This is a genomic window from Rugamonas fusca (assembly GCF_014042365.1).
Classification (GTDB): Bacteria; Pseudomonadota; Gammaproteobacteria; order Burkholderiales; family Burkholderiaceae_D; genus Rugamonas; species Rugamonas fusca.
The window spans coordinates 55,522-70,927 of sequence record NZ_JACEZS010000024.1; the positions used below are offsets into that span (position 1 = coordinate 55,522).

14 protein-coding genes are annotated in these 15,406 nt (G+C 67.5%); all 14 read right to left on the reverse strand.

The genetic code is table 11. The features are described from left to right. Position 1: 1 nt before the first annotated feature. Positions 2-1,222 (reverse strand): type II secretion system inner membrane protein GspF, encoded by a 1,221-nt coding sequence (gene gspF / locus H3H36_RS22000; RefSeq protein WP_182220219.1) that lies wholly within the window; start codon positions 1,220-1,222, stop codon positions 2-4. Position 1,223: 1 nt separating this feature from the next. Then, the gene (gspE, locus tag H3H36_RS22005; protein WP_182220220.1) at positions 1,224-2,645 is read right to left on the reverse strand and encodes a type II secretion system ATPase GspE; all 1,422 of its coding nucleotides are present in this window, start codon (positions 2,643-2,645) and stop codon (positions 1,224-1,226) included. Between the two features lie 9 nt (positions 2,646-2,654). Then, positions 2,655-4,883 carry a type II secretion system secretin GspD gene (gene gspD / locus H3H36_RS22010; RefSeq protein ID WP_182220221.1) on the reverse strand — a complete coding sequence of 743 codons (2,229 nt, stop codon included), beginning with the start codon at positions 4,881-4,883 and terminating at the stop codon, positions 2,655-2,657. Beyond that, positions 4,880-5,656 carry a type II secretion system protein N gene (locus H3H36_RS22015; RefSeq protein ID WP_182220222.1) on the reverse strand — a complete coding sequence of 259 codons (777 nt, stop codon included), beginning with the start codon at positions 5,654-5,656 and terminating at the stop codon, positions 4,880-4,882. The genes gspD and H3H36_RS22015 overlap by 4 nt, the downstream gene beginning before the upstream one ends. Before the next feature lie 37 nt (positions 5,657-5,693). Then, positions 5,694-6,212, reverse strand: coding sequence for a type II secretion system protein M (locus H3H36_RS22020; protein WP_182220223.1), 519 nt, complete (start codon positions 6,210-6,212; stop codon positions 5,694-5,696). Beyond that, positions 6,209-7,453, reverse strand: coding sequence for a type II secretion system protein GspL (gene gspL, locus H3H36_RS22025; protein ID WP_182220224.1), 1,245 nt, complete (start codon positions 7,451-7,453; stop codon positions 6,209-6,211). Before gspL ends, H3H36_RS22020 begins: the two co-directional genes overlap by 4 nt. A gap of 27 nt (positions 7,454-7,480) precedes the next feature. Further along, positions 7,481-8,467: a type II secretion system minor pseudopilin GspK gene (gene gspK / locus H3H36_RS22030; RefSeq protein WP_229220046.1), complete on the reverse strand. Its 987-nt coding sequence runs from the start codon at positions 8,465-8,467 to the stop codon at positions 7,481-7,483. Further along, positions 8,464-9,210, reverse strand: coding sequence for a PulJ/GspJ family protein (locus H3H36_RS22035; RefSeq protein WP_182220225.1), 747 nt, complete (start codon positions 9,208-9,210; stop codon positions 8,464-8,466). The genes gspK and H3H36_RS22035 overlap by 4 nt, the downstream gene beginning before the upstream one ends. Next, positions 9,207-9,596 (reverse strand): type II secretion system minor pseudopilin GspI, encoded by a 390-nt coding sequence (gene gspI, locus H3H36_RS22040; RefSeq protein WP_182220226.1) that lies wholly within the window; start codon positions 9,594-9,596, stop codon positions 9,207-9,209. The genes H3H36_RS22035 and gspI overlap by 4 nt, the downstream gene beginning before the upstream one ends. Positions 9,597-9,599: 3 nt before the next feature. Then, positions 9,600-10,064, reverse strand: a complete 465-nt coding sequence (gene gspH / locus H3H36_RS22045; protein WP_182220227.1) for a type II secretion system minor pseudopilin GspH — start codon at positions 10,062-10,064, stop codon at positions 9,600-9,602. Between the two features lie 21 nt (positions 10,065-10,085). Beyond that, entirely contained in the window at positions 10,086-10,529 is a 444-nt protein-coding gene (gene gspG / locus H3H36_RS22050; RefSeq protein WP_182220228.1) for a type II secretion system major pseudopilin GspG, read from the reverse strand. A 249-nt stretch (positions 10,530-10,778) separates the two neighbouring features. Then, a complete protein-coding gene (locus H3H36_RS22055; protein ID WP_182220229.1) occupies positions 10,779-12,917 on the reverse strand; it encodes an amidohydrolase family protein in 2,139 nt (712 codons plus the stop codon). Positions 12,918-13,007: 90 nt separating this feature from the next. Further along, the gene (locus H3H36_RS22060) at positions 13,008-13,772 is read right to left on the reverse strand and encodes a HesA/MoeB/ThiF family protein (protein ID WP_182220230.1); all 765 of its coding nucleotides are present in this window, start codon (positions 13,770-13,772) and stop codon (positions 13,008-13,010) included. Positions 13,773-13,809: 37 nt separating this feature from the next. Beyond that, positions 13,810-15,369, reverse strand: coding sequence for a S41 family peptidase (locus tag H3H36_RS22065; protein WP_182220231.1), 1,560 nt, complete (start codon positions 15,367-15,369; stop codon positions 13,810-13,812). Positions 15,370-15,406: the final 37 nt, after the last annotated feature.

Below are 15,406 nucleotides of genomic sequence, written 5' to 3' on the forward strand. Positions count from 1 at the left end.
TTCAGCGCACCAGCTGATTGATTTCGATAATGGGCATCAGCACCGCCAGCACGATCAGCAGCACCACCACGCCCATGGCCAGGATCAGGGCCGGCTCCAGCAGGCCGGCGATGGTCAGCGTGCGGCGCTCCAGGTCCTGTTCCTGCGCGCTGGCGGCCCGGTCCAGCATGGCCGGCAGTTCGCCCGTCAGTTCGCCGGCGCGGATCATGTGGATCAGCATGGGCGGGAAATGCTGCTGGGCCGACAGCGCCCGCGCCAGGCTTACGCCCTCGCGCACGTTGTCGCTGGCCTCGTCCACCAGCTCGCGCATGGCCACGTTGGACAGCGTGTCACGGCTCGTTTGCAGCGCGCGCAAAATCGGCACGCCGGAGCCGGTGGTGATGGCCAGCGTGCTGGCGAAGCGCGCCGTGTTCAGGCTGCGCTCGAACTTGCCGTACAGGGGCGCCGTCAGCAGCCAGCTGTGCCAGCGCCGCTTGAGCGCCGGGTTCTCCAGCGCGCGGCGCCACGCGAACCACGCGCCCACCAGCAGCACGGCCACCAGCACGCCGTAATGACGCACGAAGTCCGACACGGCCAGCATCACGACGGTGAGGAAGGGCAGCTTCTGCTTGGTGTTGGCGAACACGGACACGATCTGCGGCACCACGTAGGTGAGCAGGAAGATCACGATGGAAAACGCCACCACCGTCACGATGGCCGGATAGGTGAACGCCAGCTTGACCTTCTGCACCAGCGCGTTGCGCCGCTCGATGTAGTCGGCCAGGCGCGACAGCACGCGCGCCAGGTGGCCGATCTGCTCACCGGATGCCACCAGCGCCCGGTAGATCTCGGCGAAGTCGCGCGGGTGGCGCGACAGCACATCCGACAGCGCGGCGCCGCCCATCACTTCCGAGCGGATCGAAGCGATCAGGTCACGCACGTACGGACGTTCGGCCTGCTCCAGCAAGGCCGTGAAAGCCTGCTCCAGCGGCAGCCCCGCTTCCAGCAGGCTGGCCAGCTGGCGCGTGAACAGGGCCAGTTCGGTGGTTGACAGGCGCTCGCCGAAACCGCGGCTCTTGGCCACGCCGGCCGCGTCGACCTGGGCGCCGATGGCGTCCACCTTGATCGGCAACAGGCCCTGGGTGCGCAAATCGGCGCGCGCGGAACGGGCGCTGTCGGCGTTGAGCACGCCCTTCCTGGTGGCGCCGCCGGCATCGACGGCTTCGTATCGGAATGCAGGCATCCTAGTCCTTGGTCACGCGCAGCAGTTCGGCCTGGGTGGTCACGCCTTCGCGCAACCAGCGTTCGCCATCCTCGCGCATGGTGCGCATGCCGCTGGCCATGGCGGCCGCCTTCACTTCGGCTTCCGCCGCGCGGTTGTGGATCTGGGCGCGGATCTGCTCCGTCGTCTGCAGCAGTTCATACACGCCGACCCGGCCCTGGTAGCCGGTCTGGCCGCAATGGCTGCAGCCGACGGCATGCCACTGGCCGCCTTCGAAGGTTTTGCAGCTGGGGCACAGCTTGCGCACCAGGCGCTGGGCCAGCACGCCCAGCAAGGACGACGACAGCAGGAACGGTTCGATCCCCATGTCCAGCAGACGGGTAACGGCGGCCGCGGCGTCGTTGGTGTGCAGCGTGGCCAGCACCAGGTGGCCCGTGAGCGAGGCCTGCACGGCGATCTGCGCCGTCTCCAGGTCGCGGATCTCGCCGATCATGATCACGTCCGGGTCCTGGCGCAGGATGGCGCGCAGGGCCTTGGCGAAGGTCATGTCGATGCGGGCGTTGACCTGGGTCTGGCCCACGCCGGCCAGGTCGTATTCGATCGGGTCTTCCACCGTCATGATGTTGGTGCTGGAGGCGTTCAGCAGCGACAGCGCGGCGTACAGCGTGGTGGTCTTGCCCGAGCCGGTGGGGCCGGTCACCAGCACGATGCCGTGCGGCTGGTTGATCAGGCCATTGAACTGGGCCAGCATGGCGTCGCTCATGCCCAGATGCTGCAGGTCGAGCCGGCCCGCCTCCTTGTCCAAGAGGCGCAGCACGGCCCGTTCGCCGTGGCCGGTGGGCAGGGTTGAGACGCGCACGTCGACCGGCTTGCCGCCAATGCGCAGCGTGATGCGGCCGTCCTGCGGCAGGCGCTTTTCCGCGATGTCGAGCTGCGCCATGATCTTGATACGCGAGATCAGCGAGCCGTGGATCGCTTTGCGCGGACGGACGATGTCGCGCAGGCTGCCGTCCACGCGGAAGCGCACCACCGAGGTTTGCTCGAACGGCTCGATGTGGATGTCGGAGGCGCCGTCGCGCAGGGCCTGGGTCAGGAGCGCGTTGATCATGCGGATCACGGGCGCGTCGTCGGACGATTCGAGCAAGTCCTCGATGGCCGGCACGTCCTGCAGCAGTTTGGTCAGGTCCAGTTCCGCGTCGAATTCATCGGCCACCAGCGAGGCATTGGCGCCGGCGCTGGCGTAGGCGGCGGCGATGGCCGTCTCCAGGTCGGCGCGCGTCATGCTCTTGAGCGTGATACGGCCGAAGCGGCGCGACACTTCCGCGATGGCGGCCGGCGCCGTGGCGCCGCAGGTCAGCACTTCGACCGTGTTTTCCGCCTCGTCGCTGGGATGGGCCAGCAGCATGAAGTCACGCGCGAAGGCGTAAGGCAGCAGGTTGCTCATGGCGCCGCCTTAGTTGTTCACCGGGGTGGCCGCGCCGGGCGCCTGGTCGGGCTTGGGCTGGGGCGCCGGCGGCACGGGCTGGGCCACGGTGACGCTGCCCGTGGGGCGGCCATTGGTCAACGCCGGCAGCACGGGCTGGCCGAAGTCGTTGACGAGGATGCTGTCGGCCGGCTTGATGCCCTGCTGCGCGCTGCGCATGTAGTCGTAGCGGTCCGTGGCCAGGCTCACGCTCTGCTCCTTGCTGCGGATGACCACGGGGCGCAGGAAGATCATCAGGTTGGTCTTCTTGCGGCTGCGGGTCTGGTACTTGAACAGGTTGCCCAGCACGGGAATGTCACCCAGGCCGCGCACCTTGTCCGTGCCGTCGCCCGTGGTGTCCTCGATCAGGCCACCGAGCACGATGATCTGGCCATCGTCGGCGATCACGTTGTTCTCGATCACGCGCTTGTTGATGGTGATGCCGGCCGTCGCCGTCAGGGTCGATTTATCGACATTGGAGGTCTCGTGGTAGATCGCCATCTTGATCGTGCCGCCTTCGGAAATCTGCGGCCGCACCTTCAGCGTCAGGCCCACTTCCTTGCGGTCGATGGTCTGGAACGGGTTCGAATTGGTGCCGGCGGTGGTGGTGAACTGGCCCGTCAGGATAGGCACGTTCTGGCCCACCTGGATAGTGGCCAGCTCGTTGTCGAGCGTGATCATGTTGGGTGTGGACAGGATGTTGGCGTTGCCGTCCGATTCCAGCGAATGCGCCAGCGCGCCCAGGCCCAGTTGGCCGGCCACCTGCTTGAACACGCCGATCGACAGGCCGCCGCCGGGCAGCGTGGGCGTGCTGGTGCTGGTGGTGGTGCTGCCGGCCCGTTGCGACAAGGCCAATGCCGCGATGTTGTTGTTGGTGCCGCCCGTGTTGTAGGACTGCAGTCCGCCCACGCGGTAGGTGCTGCGATCGTTGCCGGTGGCGCCCATCCACTGCACGCCGAATTCGGACGCCTTGTCGGACGTGACTTCCACGATCAGCGATTCGATGTAGACCTGGGCCCGGCGCACGTCGAGCTGGTCGATCACGGCCCGCAGGTTGCGGTACACGGATTCGGGCGCCGTGATAATCAGGGTATTGGTGGACGCGTCGGCCTGGATGTAGCCGGCCGAATTGGAGCCGGCCTGCTGCGGCGCGGTGCCGCTGCTCAGCAGCGGATTGCTGGGGCCACTGGAGGCGCCCATGCCCTGGCTGTTGCCGGCCATGCCGCCCTGCCCCGCCTGGCCGGGCTGGCTGGCCGTGCTGCCCTGGGCCACGCCGCCCGTGGCGCTGGTGGCGCCGGACGAAGCGTCGTTCGAGACGACGGCGCGCAGCGTCTGCGCCAGTTTGGTCGCCTCCGCGTTCTTCAGGTAGACCACGTGCACGTTGCCCAGTTCCGCCGTCGGCTGATCGAGCTTGGCGATCAGGGACTTGGCCAGGTTGGCGCGCGCGGCCGACGGCGCGCGCAGCACCAGCGCATTGGTGCGCGGGTCGGCCAGCACGCTGACGCGGCCCGCGTCCGTGGCGCCGGCGCCCGAACCGGTCTCCATCAGCTTGTTGACCATGACGGCCAGGTCGCTGGCGATGGCGTAGCGCACGGGGATCACGTCCATGTCGGTGGCGGCCGGCGCGTCCAGCGCGGCGATGATCTTGGTCAGGCGCTTGAGGTTGTCCGCGTAGTCCGTGATGACGACCGAGTTGTTGCCGGGGTTGGCGTTGATGGTGTTGTTGGGCGAGATCAGGGGCCGCAGCACCGTCACCACGTTGGCGGCCGACTCATAGTTCAGATGGAACACCTGGCTGACGATCTGGTCGCCCTTGATGGCGCTGGGCGCCGTGCCGATCAGGGTCGGCCCCGATTGCAACTTCGCTTCCGCCTCCGGCACCACCTTGGCGTAGCCGTCGCCGCTGACCACGGCGTAGCCTTGCAGGCGCAGGGCCGAGGTGAGCAGCGAGAACGCTTGCGACTTGCTGATCGACTTTTCCGACACCAGCGTCAAGGTGCCCTTCACGCGCGGATCGATCACGAACGTGATGTTGGTGTAGTGGCCCACGGCCTTGATCACCGATTCGATGTCGGCGCCGACGAAATTGAGCGCGGCATCATCGTTGGCGGCCCATGCGGCCGGCGGCACAGCGGCGGCCACGGCGCAGCATAACATCGCACCCGCGCTCAGGCGGCGCAGCGCGGGAAAGGTCGGTTTGCTCACGGTCTGTTTTTTCATTGGTTGAACTCTAAGGCGATGATGTTCTTGTCGCTGTTTGCACGGCGCTGGCCCAACAGATTCAACAGGTTGGCCAACGTATCTTCATATCCATCGGCCGCCTGCGCCTGCCCGGAAAACCGCAGGTGGCCCTGATCGAGGCTGCCGCTGCCACTGAGCAGCAACGGCCCCTTGACCGAACTTAAGGTCAGCTGCGCCTGCTGGCCATGCCAGTCCAGCGCCAGCGCATAACTGCCCAGCGGCCGGATCGCCGACAGCTTGGACGCCATGTCCGTCATCTCCAGCGTGGTGCGGCCGTTGACGCTGACGGCGCCGCCGGCCACGGCCAGTTCCAGCGCCGTCCACGACAGCCGCATGGTGCCGGCCGGCGCGATCGTGTTCAGTGGCGCGCCCAGGCCGGACAAGCCTTCGGCCGGCAGCAGCAGGGCCGAAGGGCTGAGCTGCCACTGGCGCCAGCCGCCGCGGAACGTCACCGGCTGGGCCAGCGCCTCGCTGTTCTCGAGCCGCAGTTCCACCGCGCCCAAGAGCGCCAGCGGCGACACCTGCCACGCGAAACGTCCCGGCAGCAGCGGCGTGACGGGGCCATTGCCGCCGGCCGCGCCACCGATAAAGGCCGAGCCGCGCCACAGCGTACCCTGCGCGTCCCCCAGCGTCAAACGTCCGCCCGTCTGGCGCTCCACCAGCGCGCCCAGCCAGCTGGCCGGGAAGCACACCAGCAGCGTGACGACGGCGCTGAGCGCGATCGTCAGCAGCCACAGGGCGGCGCGCTTCATGGCTGGACCACCATGGCGGGCGAGGACGGGCGCCGCGTCATTGCGCGCCACCGGCCTGGTGCAGCGTCAGCGTGGCGTCCACCTGGCCCGCCGTGGCCTGGCCGTTGATCACGGCGTCCTCCACCGTGATATGGCCATCGCGGCGCAGCGTGGCCAGCCAGTCCATCAGGCCGGGAAAGGACACGTTATTCAGTTGCAGCCGCGCGTACTCGCCCGTGATGGCGACCGACTGCGCCGTCAGGCTGCGCGCCGCCAGGCTGGCCGTCAGGCTGTCACGCGTCATGGGCGGCGGCGCCACCCTGGCCTGCCCCTTGAGCGCGGAAGCCTGCAACGCCAGCGCCTGCAATTGCGCCTCCTGCTGGTGCAACTGGGGCAGTTCCTTGCGCAGTTTCACGCGCCCTTCCATAGCCGGCGCCACCAGCACCGCGTAGGCCAGCGCCACGCCCACCACGGCCCCGCCCACGGCCAGGAACTTGCGCTCCTGTTCCGTGCGCGCCTGCCAGAACTGCTCCGCGCCGGCGCGGTACTGGGCCAGCGTCGTTTTCAATGTGCTCATGCCTTGCTCCCGGTGCCGACGCGGATCTTCCACACGCCGGGCGCCGCTTCCGACAAGTCCAGCTTGCGCGCGGCCAGGGCCGCACGGATCTGGCCCATGGCGGCGGCATCCACCGTATTGGGTTTGATTTTCACTTGCAGCGCGCGTTCGCGGTATTCGAGCGAGGCCACGATGTTCTTGTTCGGCAGGCTGCCCAGCGCTTCACCAAAGGCCGCGCTCAGCGCGCCGAATTCATCACCGGCCAGCGCGCCATTGTCGGCCTGGGCGGCCGCGATGTGCTGGCGCATCTGGGCGACCGGATCGAGCATGGATTCATTCGGGTACGCCGCCTTGAAGATCTGCTGGATAGTCTGGTGCACCTGGCCCGCCTCGCGCTTCATGCGCAGCCATTCGATATTCATGCCCGCCACGTTGACGGCCAGCGCCAGCACGGCCAGCCGCAGCGGCCAGCGCCAGCGCTGCCACTGGCGCGCCGCCGTGCCGCTGGCGCCCACGGCGGCGGCCAGGTCCGGCGCGGCCGTGCGGGCGGCGGCGATCCAGTGCGCCCACTGGTCTTCCTGCAGCGTGATGGTGGCTTGCCCGGCGGGCTGGCTGGCGGCCAGCGTCTCGTAGCGGCGCAGTTCGGCGCCGGGCAGGTACAGCGTGACGGGCGAGTCGCCCGCCAGCGCACGCAGCGTTTGCAGCACGGCTTCGGGCTGGGCCGGCAGGGCCAGGCCCAGGCCATCCGTCTGCGACTGGCGCAGCGTCAGTTCGCTGCCACCGTCCGTGGTGCACAGCGCGGCCGACACGGCGCCCGGCTGCAGCGGCAGGCATAATTGGGCCGGCAGCAGCGCAATACTGTGCGCACCCTGCGCCTGCAAGGCCTTGACCAGCACCTCCAGCCAGGCGCGCTGCGCCACGGCCACCGTGCGTTCAGCGCCGCCATCTTGCGCCGGGCCCACGGCCAGCACGCAATCGGCCGGGTCACCGAGGATGTGTTCTTCCACCAGCGCCGGCAGGGCCGCCTTCAGGCGCGCCGGCGACAGCGGCGGCACGCTCACGCGCAGCAAGGTCACGTCCGGCGCGGCCAGCAACAGCGTCACGCGCCGCGCGGAGGCCACCATGTCGGCCAGGCTGCCCAGCGGGGACGCGCCCTGCTGCAGCACGTTGCCGCCGTCGCCCACCAGCGCGAACGGGCAAGCCTGGGCCGCGCCGCTGTCGATGCTGGCCTTGGCCGGATAGCGGATAAATAGGGTAGTCAAAGGAGCTCGCTTTCGTGTTTCGCCATCTCAGTTTTGCCGTATCCAGACCAGGTCTGTCTTGTAATTCCCACTGCTCTCGCGCTGAATCAGCGCCTGCGCGTCCAGGTTGGCGCGGTCCAGACGCACCTTGCTCAACACCAGGAAGAAATCACTCCTGACATCGGTCTTCACCTTCGCGCTCACCTGCTTGCCGTACAATTTGCCCGTGTATTCGGACAGTTGGTTAAACGGTGCCTGCTTGCGCTGATAGGCCAAGGCCGCCGCCTCGGCCATCGAATAATTCTCCGGCAGCGCCGCCAATAATTCCACCGGCGCCGTGTTGACGTTGATGGCCGTTTGCGTGGGCAGCACGATCACAAAATCGCGCAGGCGCTCGATCGCCTGCGGCGTGAAGCCGGCCACCGCCAGCAAGTCCTCGGCCCGCATCAATTCCATCGGTTCCGTGCCGGCGCGCACCGGCAGCGCGTTCGGCGCGGCCTGGCCTTGCGGAGCCGGTTGCTGCGTGCGCGCCACCTCGTCGGCCACGGCCTGGGCCAGCGAGCCGTCGAGCTGCAACACCGTCAGCAGGCGCTGGAACACGGCCACCTGCTCTGCCACCGGCGCCCGGCTGGCGGCAAGATTGGCCAGATTGTAACGCGACTGGGCGTCCGTCATCTGGCCCGACAGCGTGGCATTGAAGTTTTCTCCTTCCACCCGCTCCCGTTCCACGTACTGGTCCAGCCGGGTCTCGGCCAGTGGCGTGGCCCACACGCCGTCCAGCGTGGTGGTTTTCCCCCCGGTCATGCCATCCTGGCGCAGGATCAGGCGCGCCCAGTCCAGCGCACCGCGCAGGATCCAGCGCGTTTGCAGTTGCAGGCGCTGGTTCTCCATCGAACGCACCTGCACCTGCACCTGCCAGAACAGGCTGGCCACGATGGTCACGGCCAGCGTGGTCAGCAACAGCGCCGTGACCACGGCCACGCCGCGCTGGCGCCGCGGTTGTCGCCGCAGCTGTCGCAAACTGCGCGCCATCATACGGCCCCCAGCAGGAAAATCTTGACCAGCGCCGTCGGCATGCCGGGCAACTGCAGCGATACTTCCAGCCCGGTCGGCGCGTTATTGGACAGCGGGGCCGTGACCTGCGTTGCGGTGGACGGATTCGGTCCCGATGCCCCGCCGCCGCTTGGCGCGGAGGCGCCGCCCTGGCCAGCCGCGCCGCCCTGTCCAATGACCACTTGCTGCTGGCCCGTGGCCGGCAACGAGACGCTGGTGGCCGGACGCCAGCTGCCGTTTAGCCACAGGCGCATGGTCATGCCGTTCAGGCCCGATTGCAGGGGGACGGCCGGCGCCGGATCGGTGTCGCTGCGCGCGCCCTGCCACAGCATGTCGAGCTGCGCCAGGTCGCGGGTGGCGGACGATTCGCGCCGCAACAGCACGCCGTCACGCACGCGGTAGGACACCACTTGCAAGCGCGATGGCTCATCTTCCGTCAGCACCGTGCGCACCAGCGTCAGGCGATCCGTTTCGGCCAGCAGGTTGGCGCGGCCGTGCAACAGCGTGGTGGGCGCCAGGTTTTCGCAATCGCTCTGCATCTGCGCGAACGCCAGCTGCATGCCGCGGGTCTGCTCCATCTGCGCCGTCAGCGCCTGGCGCGAACGGATGATGCCATCGAGCCCGCGCCAGCCCAGCACGGCCACGATGGCCAGGATGGAAATGGCCACCAGCAGCTCGATCAGGGTGAAGCCGCGCATGCGCGGCGAATGGCGGCGCGTCGTCATTGGTTCAGCACCAGTTGCACCAGCTTGATGATGCGGCGCTCGGGATTGTTCTGGTCCACCACGCTCACCTCGACCCGGCGCAGGCGCGGATTGGGGCTGGCGATCACCTCCTCCTGGCATACCAGCTGCAGGTCGCCCTGCGGACAGTCGAAGCTCTGCTTGCCCACGGCCGGGAAGGTGCGGGCCAGGCGGATCTGCACCAGCCGGTTTTCGGCCGACCAGGTGGCCATCATGGCGCTGCGCAGGCCATTGCTGTTCTGGGTCAGGCTGCCCACGGCGCGCAGCGAGGCGCCCAGCGCCGTGCCGACGATGACCAGGGCCACCAGCACTTCCAGCAGCGTGAAGCCGCGCTGGCGCCGGACGGGGAATGACAGGATGCGGGCCATGGATCAGTCGACCGTGAAGTGGCCAATGCCGTCGGCGCGGATGGCGACCGTGCCGCTGTCACTGGCCAGCGTCAGCACGAACGGTTTGTCGACCGGCTCGCGGCCGAACGTGATGCGCAGGCTGGCGCCGGGCGTGGTGGACGGCGGATCCAGCAGCAACGTGATGGGGGCGTGCTTGAATTCGCGCTCGCGCAACAGGTCGTCGCCGGTGACGGTTTGCCATTGCTGCTCATTGCGGACCAGGAAGCGGTAGCGGTCCGGCTCCGCCTCGAACGCGATCAGGCGGTTACGCACGATGGCCTCGTCCCGCGCCAGTTGCAGCAGCAAGGCGATACGCTGGGCTTCCTGCTGCATGCCCTGCTGGCGGCTGGGCATGGCGTTGAGCGACACCAGCCCCAGCGTGACGCCCAGGATGACCATCACCACCAGCAGTTCGATCAGGGTGAACCCGCGCGGCGCGGCGCGCATGACAGATGACTCCCGCCCGACTTAATTGTCCCAGGAACCGATGTCGGCATCGTCGCCGGTGCCGCCGGGCTGGCCGTCGGCGCCCAGCGAGAACACGTCCACCTCGCCCTTGATGCCGGGCGAGAGGTACTGGTAGGGATTGCCCCATGGGTCTTTCGGCATCTTCTCCAGGTAGCCGCCGGCTTTCCAGCCATTGGCGGCCGGGCCGGCGGTGGGCTTGGTCAGCAGCGCCTGCAGGCCCTGTTCCGTGGTCGGGTAGCGCTGGTTATCGAGCTTGTAGAGCTTGAGCGCCTGCATCACGGTGGCGATATCGACCTTGGCCGCGGCGATCTTCGATTCGCCCGTGCGGCTGAGCAGCTTGGGCACGACCAGCGCGGCCAGCACACCCATGATGACCACCACCACCATGATTTCGATCAGCGTAAAGCCACGCGCGGCGCGGCGGGGGATGGACTGTTTTTTCATTGGACCGGCAAATGTAGGTTAAATATTTGAAAAGAATGCTGAGTATAAGGCCGAACCGGCGCGGCCAGCAAAGCCGCCCCGGCGATTATGCACCAGCCACCCTTAAAGCCCTATTAGAAGTCATTTCAAACAGCCCATGGCGTCGTTGTGGCGCCTTGCCGTGCAGGCGCACTGTCTTCGGCGCCAGGCCTAGCCATGGTCATTTTGAAACAACTTCTTAGAGGATGGCCTCCATATCGCGGCGCCGCCTCAGTCGCGCTGGCGCGCCAGCGCTTCGATGCGGGCGCGGGCGCCGTCGTTGCCGCCGGCCGAGGCATGGTTGGTGGACACGGGCGCCAGCGCCTGCACGGCCGGCTGCTCCTGCACGAACGGCGCGATGCCCAGCGCGGTGTCGATCTCGCGCGGGTAGATCAGGTAGCCGCGCGTGATGACGGCGGCCACCTTGCGCACGTCGGCGATGTCCTTGGTCGGATCGCCATCGACCAGCACCAGGTCGGCCAGCTTGCCGGGCACGATGCTGCCACGTTCATTGCTGGTGCGCGTGTAGCGGGCGCCGTTGCGGGTGGCCACCTGCAGCGCCTGGGCCGGGGTGAGGCCGGCCTTGACCAGCAATTGCAGTTCCGATTGCAGCGTGAAGCCGGCCAGATCATCCGTGCCAGCCACGATGGGCACGCCGGCGCGGTACAGGATGCCGACGAACTGCACCATCTTGTCATAGGACTTCTGGTAACGCTGGTAGCTGGCGTCGTCCGCGATCTTCATGGTGCCGACCGAGAAACCGCGCTTGACGTCCGGCGGCATGTGCTCGGCGATGGGGCCGAACGGCTCGCTCATGTCGCCGTCGCGCTGCTTGAGGAAGGCAAACGCCGACAGCGTGGGGTCGATGGAAATCTGCTTTTTCGCCAGTTCGGCCACGTAGTCCCTGACCGGCCTGGAATTGAAATCCAGCCCCGCCACTTTTTCGGCCGGCAGCGTGAAGCGCTCCAGCGTGCGCGTTTCCGTGGTCGGCGTGACGAGGAAGTTCAGCAGCACCTGGTTGATGTGCTGGATCTCGTCGTAGCCCGCGTCCAGCGCCTGCTGCGCGCGCAGCCCGGCCGGAATGTGGCCCGACACGCGCATGCCGCGGCTGTGGGCATAGGCCACCGTCTCCTTCAGGATCGCCTTCGGGAACGAGTTGTAGATCTTGAGCTGCGGGTAGCCATGTTCGGCATACCAGTCAATGGCGTTCTTCGCCTGCGCCAGATCCTTGATGACAAATCCGCCATTGGCCGAATAGGGGCTTTCCCCTTCCAGGAAACCGGCCGGCACCACTTGCGGCGCCAGCAGCTTGCCGGCGACGGTTTCGTCTAGCATCTGCTGCAACTGGGCGTTGTCGTTGCCCATGTCGCGCACGCTGGTCACGCCAGCCGCCAGGTTCAGCGCGCCGGACCAGCGGTCCACGTGGCCGTGCATGTCGAACAGGCCGGGCAGCATGATGCGCCCCCCTGCGTCGATCTGGTTGACGGCACCGCGCACGGGCGCGCCCGCCGGCAGCACGGCCGTGATGCGGCCGCGCAGCACGTACACGTCGGACGGCGCATCCACGGTGGCCTTCTCGCTGTCGAACACGCGCGCGTTGCGCACCACGGTCAGGCCGGTCAGCGGATGCTGGAGCTGGGCCGCCACGTCGGCCAGCATCTTGCTCTCGGCCGCCTTCTGGCGCGTGGCCAGCGCCGCGCCGTTGTGCTGCCAGCCCTGCTCCAGCATGGTGGCGAAACCGGGAATGACGACGCCGAACAGGCGCGGCTTGGCGCCCGTGGTGGCCCAGTAGAACGACGGCGACAGGCCGACGCCCGTCTGCGCGACCAGCTGCACGGTCTGGGTTTGCGGGTGGGCCGCGTCGTCGCCCGTCACTTCCACCGTGTCGAGCACGCGCTGGCTCAGGGTGCCGGACGGCAGCAACGGCAGCTTGCCGTCGGCCGTGGCGGCCAGCGCGGCGATATTGGCCGACACCACTTCGAAGGAGCTGTTCAGCGGCAGGTAGGCGGCCGGACCGCTGACGCTCTTGCTGCCTTGCTCGGAGGTGGCCTTCCATTGCGCCTGGTCGCCCTTGCGCTCGAAGTGTTCATTGACGGCGTTGCCGAAGGTGGAACTGCCCTTGACCGTGTATTCGGTCATGGTGCCGTCCGCGCCCACGCGGAACTGCTCCTCCAGTTCCGGGCCGCGGCCATTGTCCTTGTAGCTGAAGCGCACCTTGGTCAGGCCATCGTCTTCGTGCTGCACCACCTGCTGGCCGATCTGCTTGCCGTTTTCGGCGATGATCAGGTATTGGGTGGTGCTGGCGGCATGGGCGGACGCGCCGAACGCGGCGGCCAGGGCCAGGGATAACAGGGAAAGGCGGTTCAGCATCGTGGGGGTCTCCGTTTTTTGGGGAAGGGATGGAACGTCGTCTCGCATCAATTATGTCGATGCGTTTTGATGATGCGCTTTGTCGCAGCGTTATGCGGGCGGCGGCTGGCGCCCGGCGCACACGGGGCAGTCGGCGTTGCGGGCCACGGCGATGCTGGTCCACTCCATGTGCAGGCCGTCGAGCAGCAGCAGGCGGCCGGCCAGCGACTGGCCAATGCCCATGATCAGCTTGAGCGCTTCGGCCGCCTGCATGGCGCCCACCACGCCCACCAGTGGCGCGAACACGCCCATGGTGGAACAGGCCACGTCCTCGAATTTCTGATCCTGCGGGAACAGGCAGGAGTAGCACGGCTGCGCGCCGCCGCGCGGATCGAACACGCTGACCTGGCCGTCGAAGCGGATCACGGCGCCCGACACCAGCGGCTTGTTGTGGGCCACGCAGGCACGGTTGACGGCATGGCGGGTGGCGAAGTTGTCGGTGCAGTCGAGCACCACGTCGGCCGCCGCCACCAGTTCGGCCAGGCGGGCGTCGTCCACCCGCTCGACCAGCGCCTCGATGACGATTTCGGGATTGATCTGTTCCAGCGTCAGCTGCGCCGAGGTGGCCTTGGGCTGGCCCACGCGCGCCGTCGTATGGGCGATCTGGCGCTGCAGGTTGGTCAGGTCCACCGTGTCGTTGTCGACCAGGGTCAGCTTGCCCACGCCGGACGAGGCCAAATACATGGCGGCCGGCGAACCGAGGCCGCCGGCGCCGATCACCAGCGCGTGCGCCTGCAGCAGGGCCGTCTGGCCTTCAATGCCGATTTCGTCGAGGAGGATGTGGCGCGAGTAGCGCAGCAGTTGCGAGTCGTTCATCGGTGGGGGACTGGACCGGCACTGGGGCGCCGGCCGCTTATTTTTTGGTCGGAGTCGGCTTGGTGTCGGGTTTGGAGTCCGCCTTGGCGTCGGTCTTGACGTCCGCCTTGACGGCCGGGATGGCTTCCGCCCTGGTGTCGGACTTGGCGGCCGGCTTGGCTTCCGCTTTCGCATCAGCCACGGCCGCGCCTTCGGCCTTGGCCAGCTTGACGGGCAAGCCCTTGAAGTGGTTCAGGGCCTGCGCCAGCTGGAAGTCGTCCCTGGAGCCGTACTCGAACGGCTTTTGCTTGCGGGCCGCGGCCAGCAGGCGCTGCTCCTCTTCCAGCTCGTCGCGCTTGTCGGCGCGGGCCACCGCGCCCGCAGCGCCATCCTGGCCGTCGTCGCTGCCCAGGTGCTTTTGCAGGTCGGCCTCGCGCACGCGCAAGCCGTTCAGGCCATCGCCATCGGCCGTTTCATCGACCAGCAGGTCAGGCACGATGCCCTTGGCCTGGATCGAGCGGTTGTGCGGGGTGTAGTAGCGGGCCGTGGTCAGCTTGACGGCGGTATCGGCCGTCAGCTGGCGCAGCGTCTGCACCGAGCCTTTGCCGAAGGTTTGCGAACCCATGATGATGGCGCGCTTGTAATCCTGCAGTGCGCCGGCCACGATCTCCGAAGCCGAGGCCGAGCCGCCGTTGACCAGCACCACCAGCGGCACGTCCTTGAGCGCGGGCGGCAGCTTGGCCAGCGGGTCGCCGCCATTGCGGCCGGCGTAGAACTCGCGGCGGCCGTAGAAAGTCTGTTTCGATTCGAGCAGCTGGCCGTTGGTGGAGACGATCACGGCGTCCTTGGGCAGGAAGGCGGCCGACACGCCGATCGCGCCCGGCACCACGCCGCCCGGATCGTTGCGCAGGTCCAGCACCATGCCCTTGATGTGCGGGTCCTGGGCGTACAGGGCGCCGATCTTCCTGGCCATGTCTTCCACGGTCGGTTCCTGGAACTGCGAGATGCGCACCCACGCGTAGCCGGGTTCGATCATCTTGGCCTTGACGCTCTGGACCCGGATTTCCTCGCGCACGATGGTCAGCGTGAGCGGCTTGTCCAGTTCCTTGCGGGTGATGTTGAGCACCACCTTGGAATGGGGCTCGCCGCGCATCTTCTTGACGGCTTCCTCCAGCGTCAGGCCCTTGATCGGGTTGCCGTCGATGCGCGTGATCAGGTCGCCGGCCTTGATGCCGGCCTTGAACGCGGGCGTGTCCTCGATCGGCGACACCACCTTGATGTAGCCGTCTTCCATGCCCACTTCGATGCCGATGCCGACGAACTTGCCGGCCACCGTCTCGCGCATTTCATTGAACGCCTTCTTGTCCAGGTAGACGGAATGGGGGTCGAGCGAGGACACCATGCCGGAAATGGCTTCCGTCAGCAGCTTCTTGTCGTCCACGCTTTCCACGTAGTCGGACTTGATCAGGCTGAACACGTCCGACAACTGGCGCAGCTCTTCCAGCGGCAGGGGCGACACGCCGGCCTTTTGGGCGATGGCGGAAAACTGCAGGGAAGCCGTGATGCCGGCCACCATGCCCAGGCCGATCAGGCCGAAACTCTTGACTTTGTTGCCCATGAAACCTCTGCGGCCGATAACGGCGGACTAAAACGGC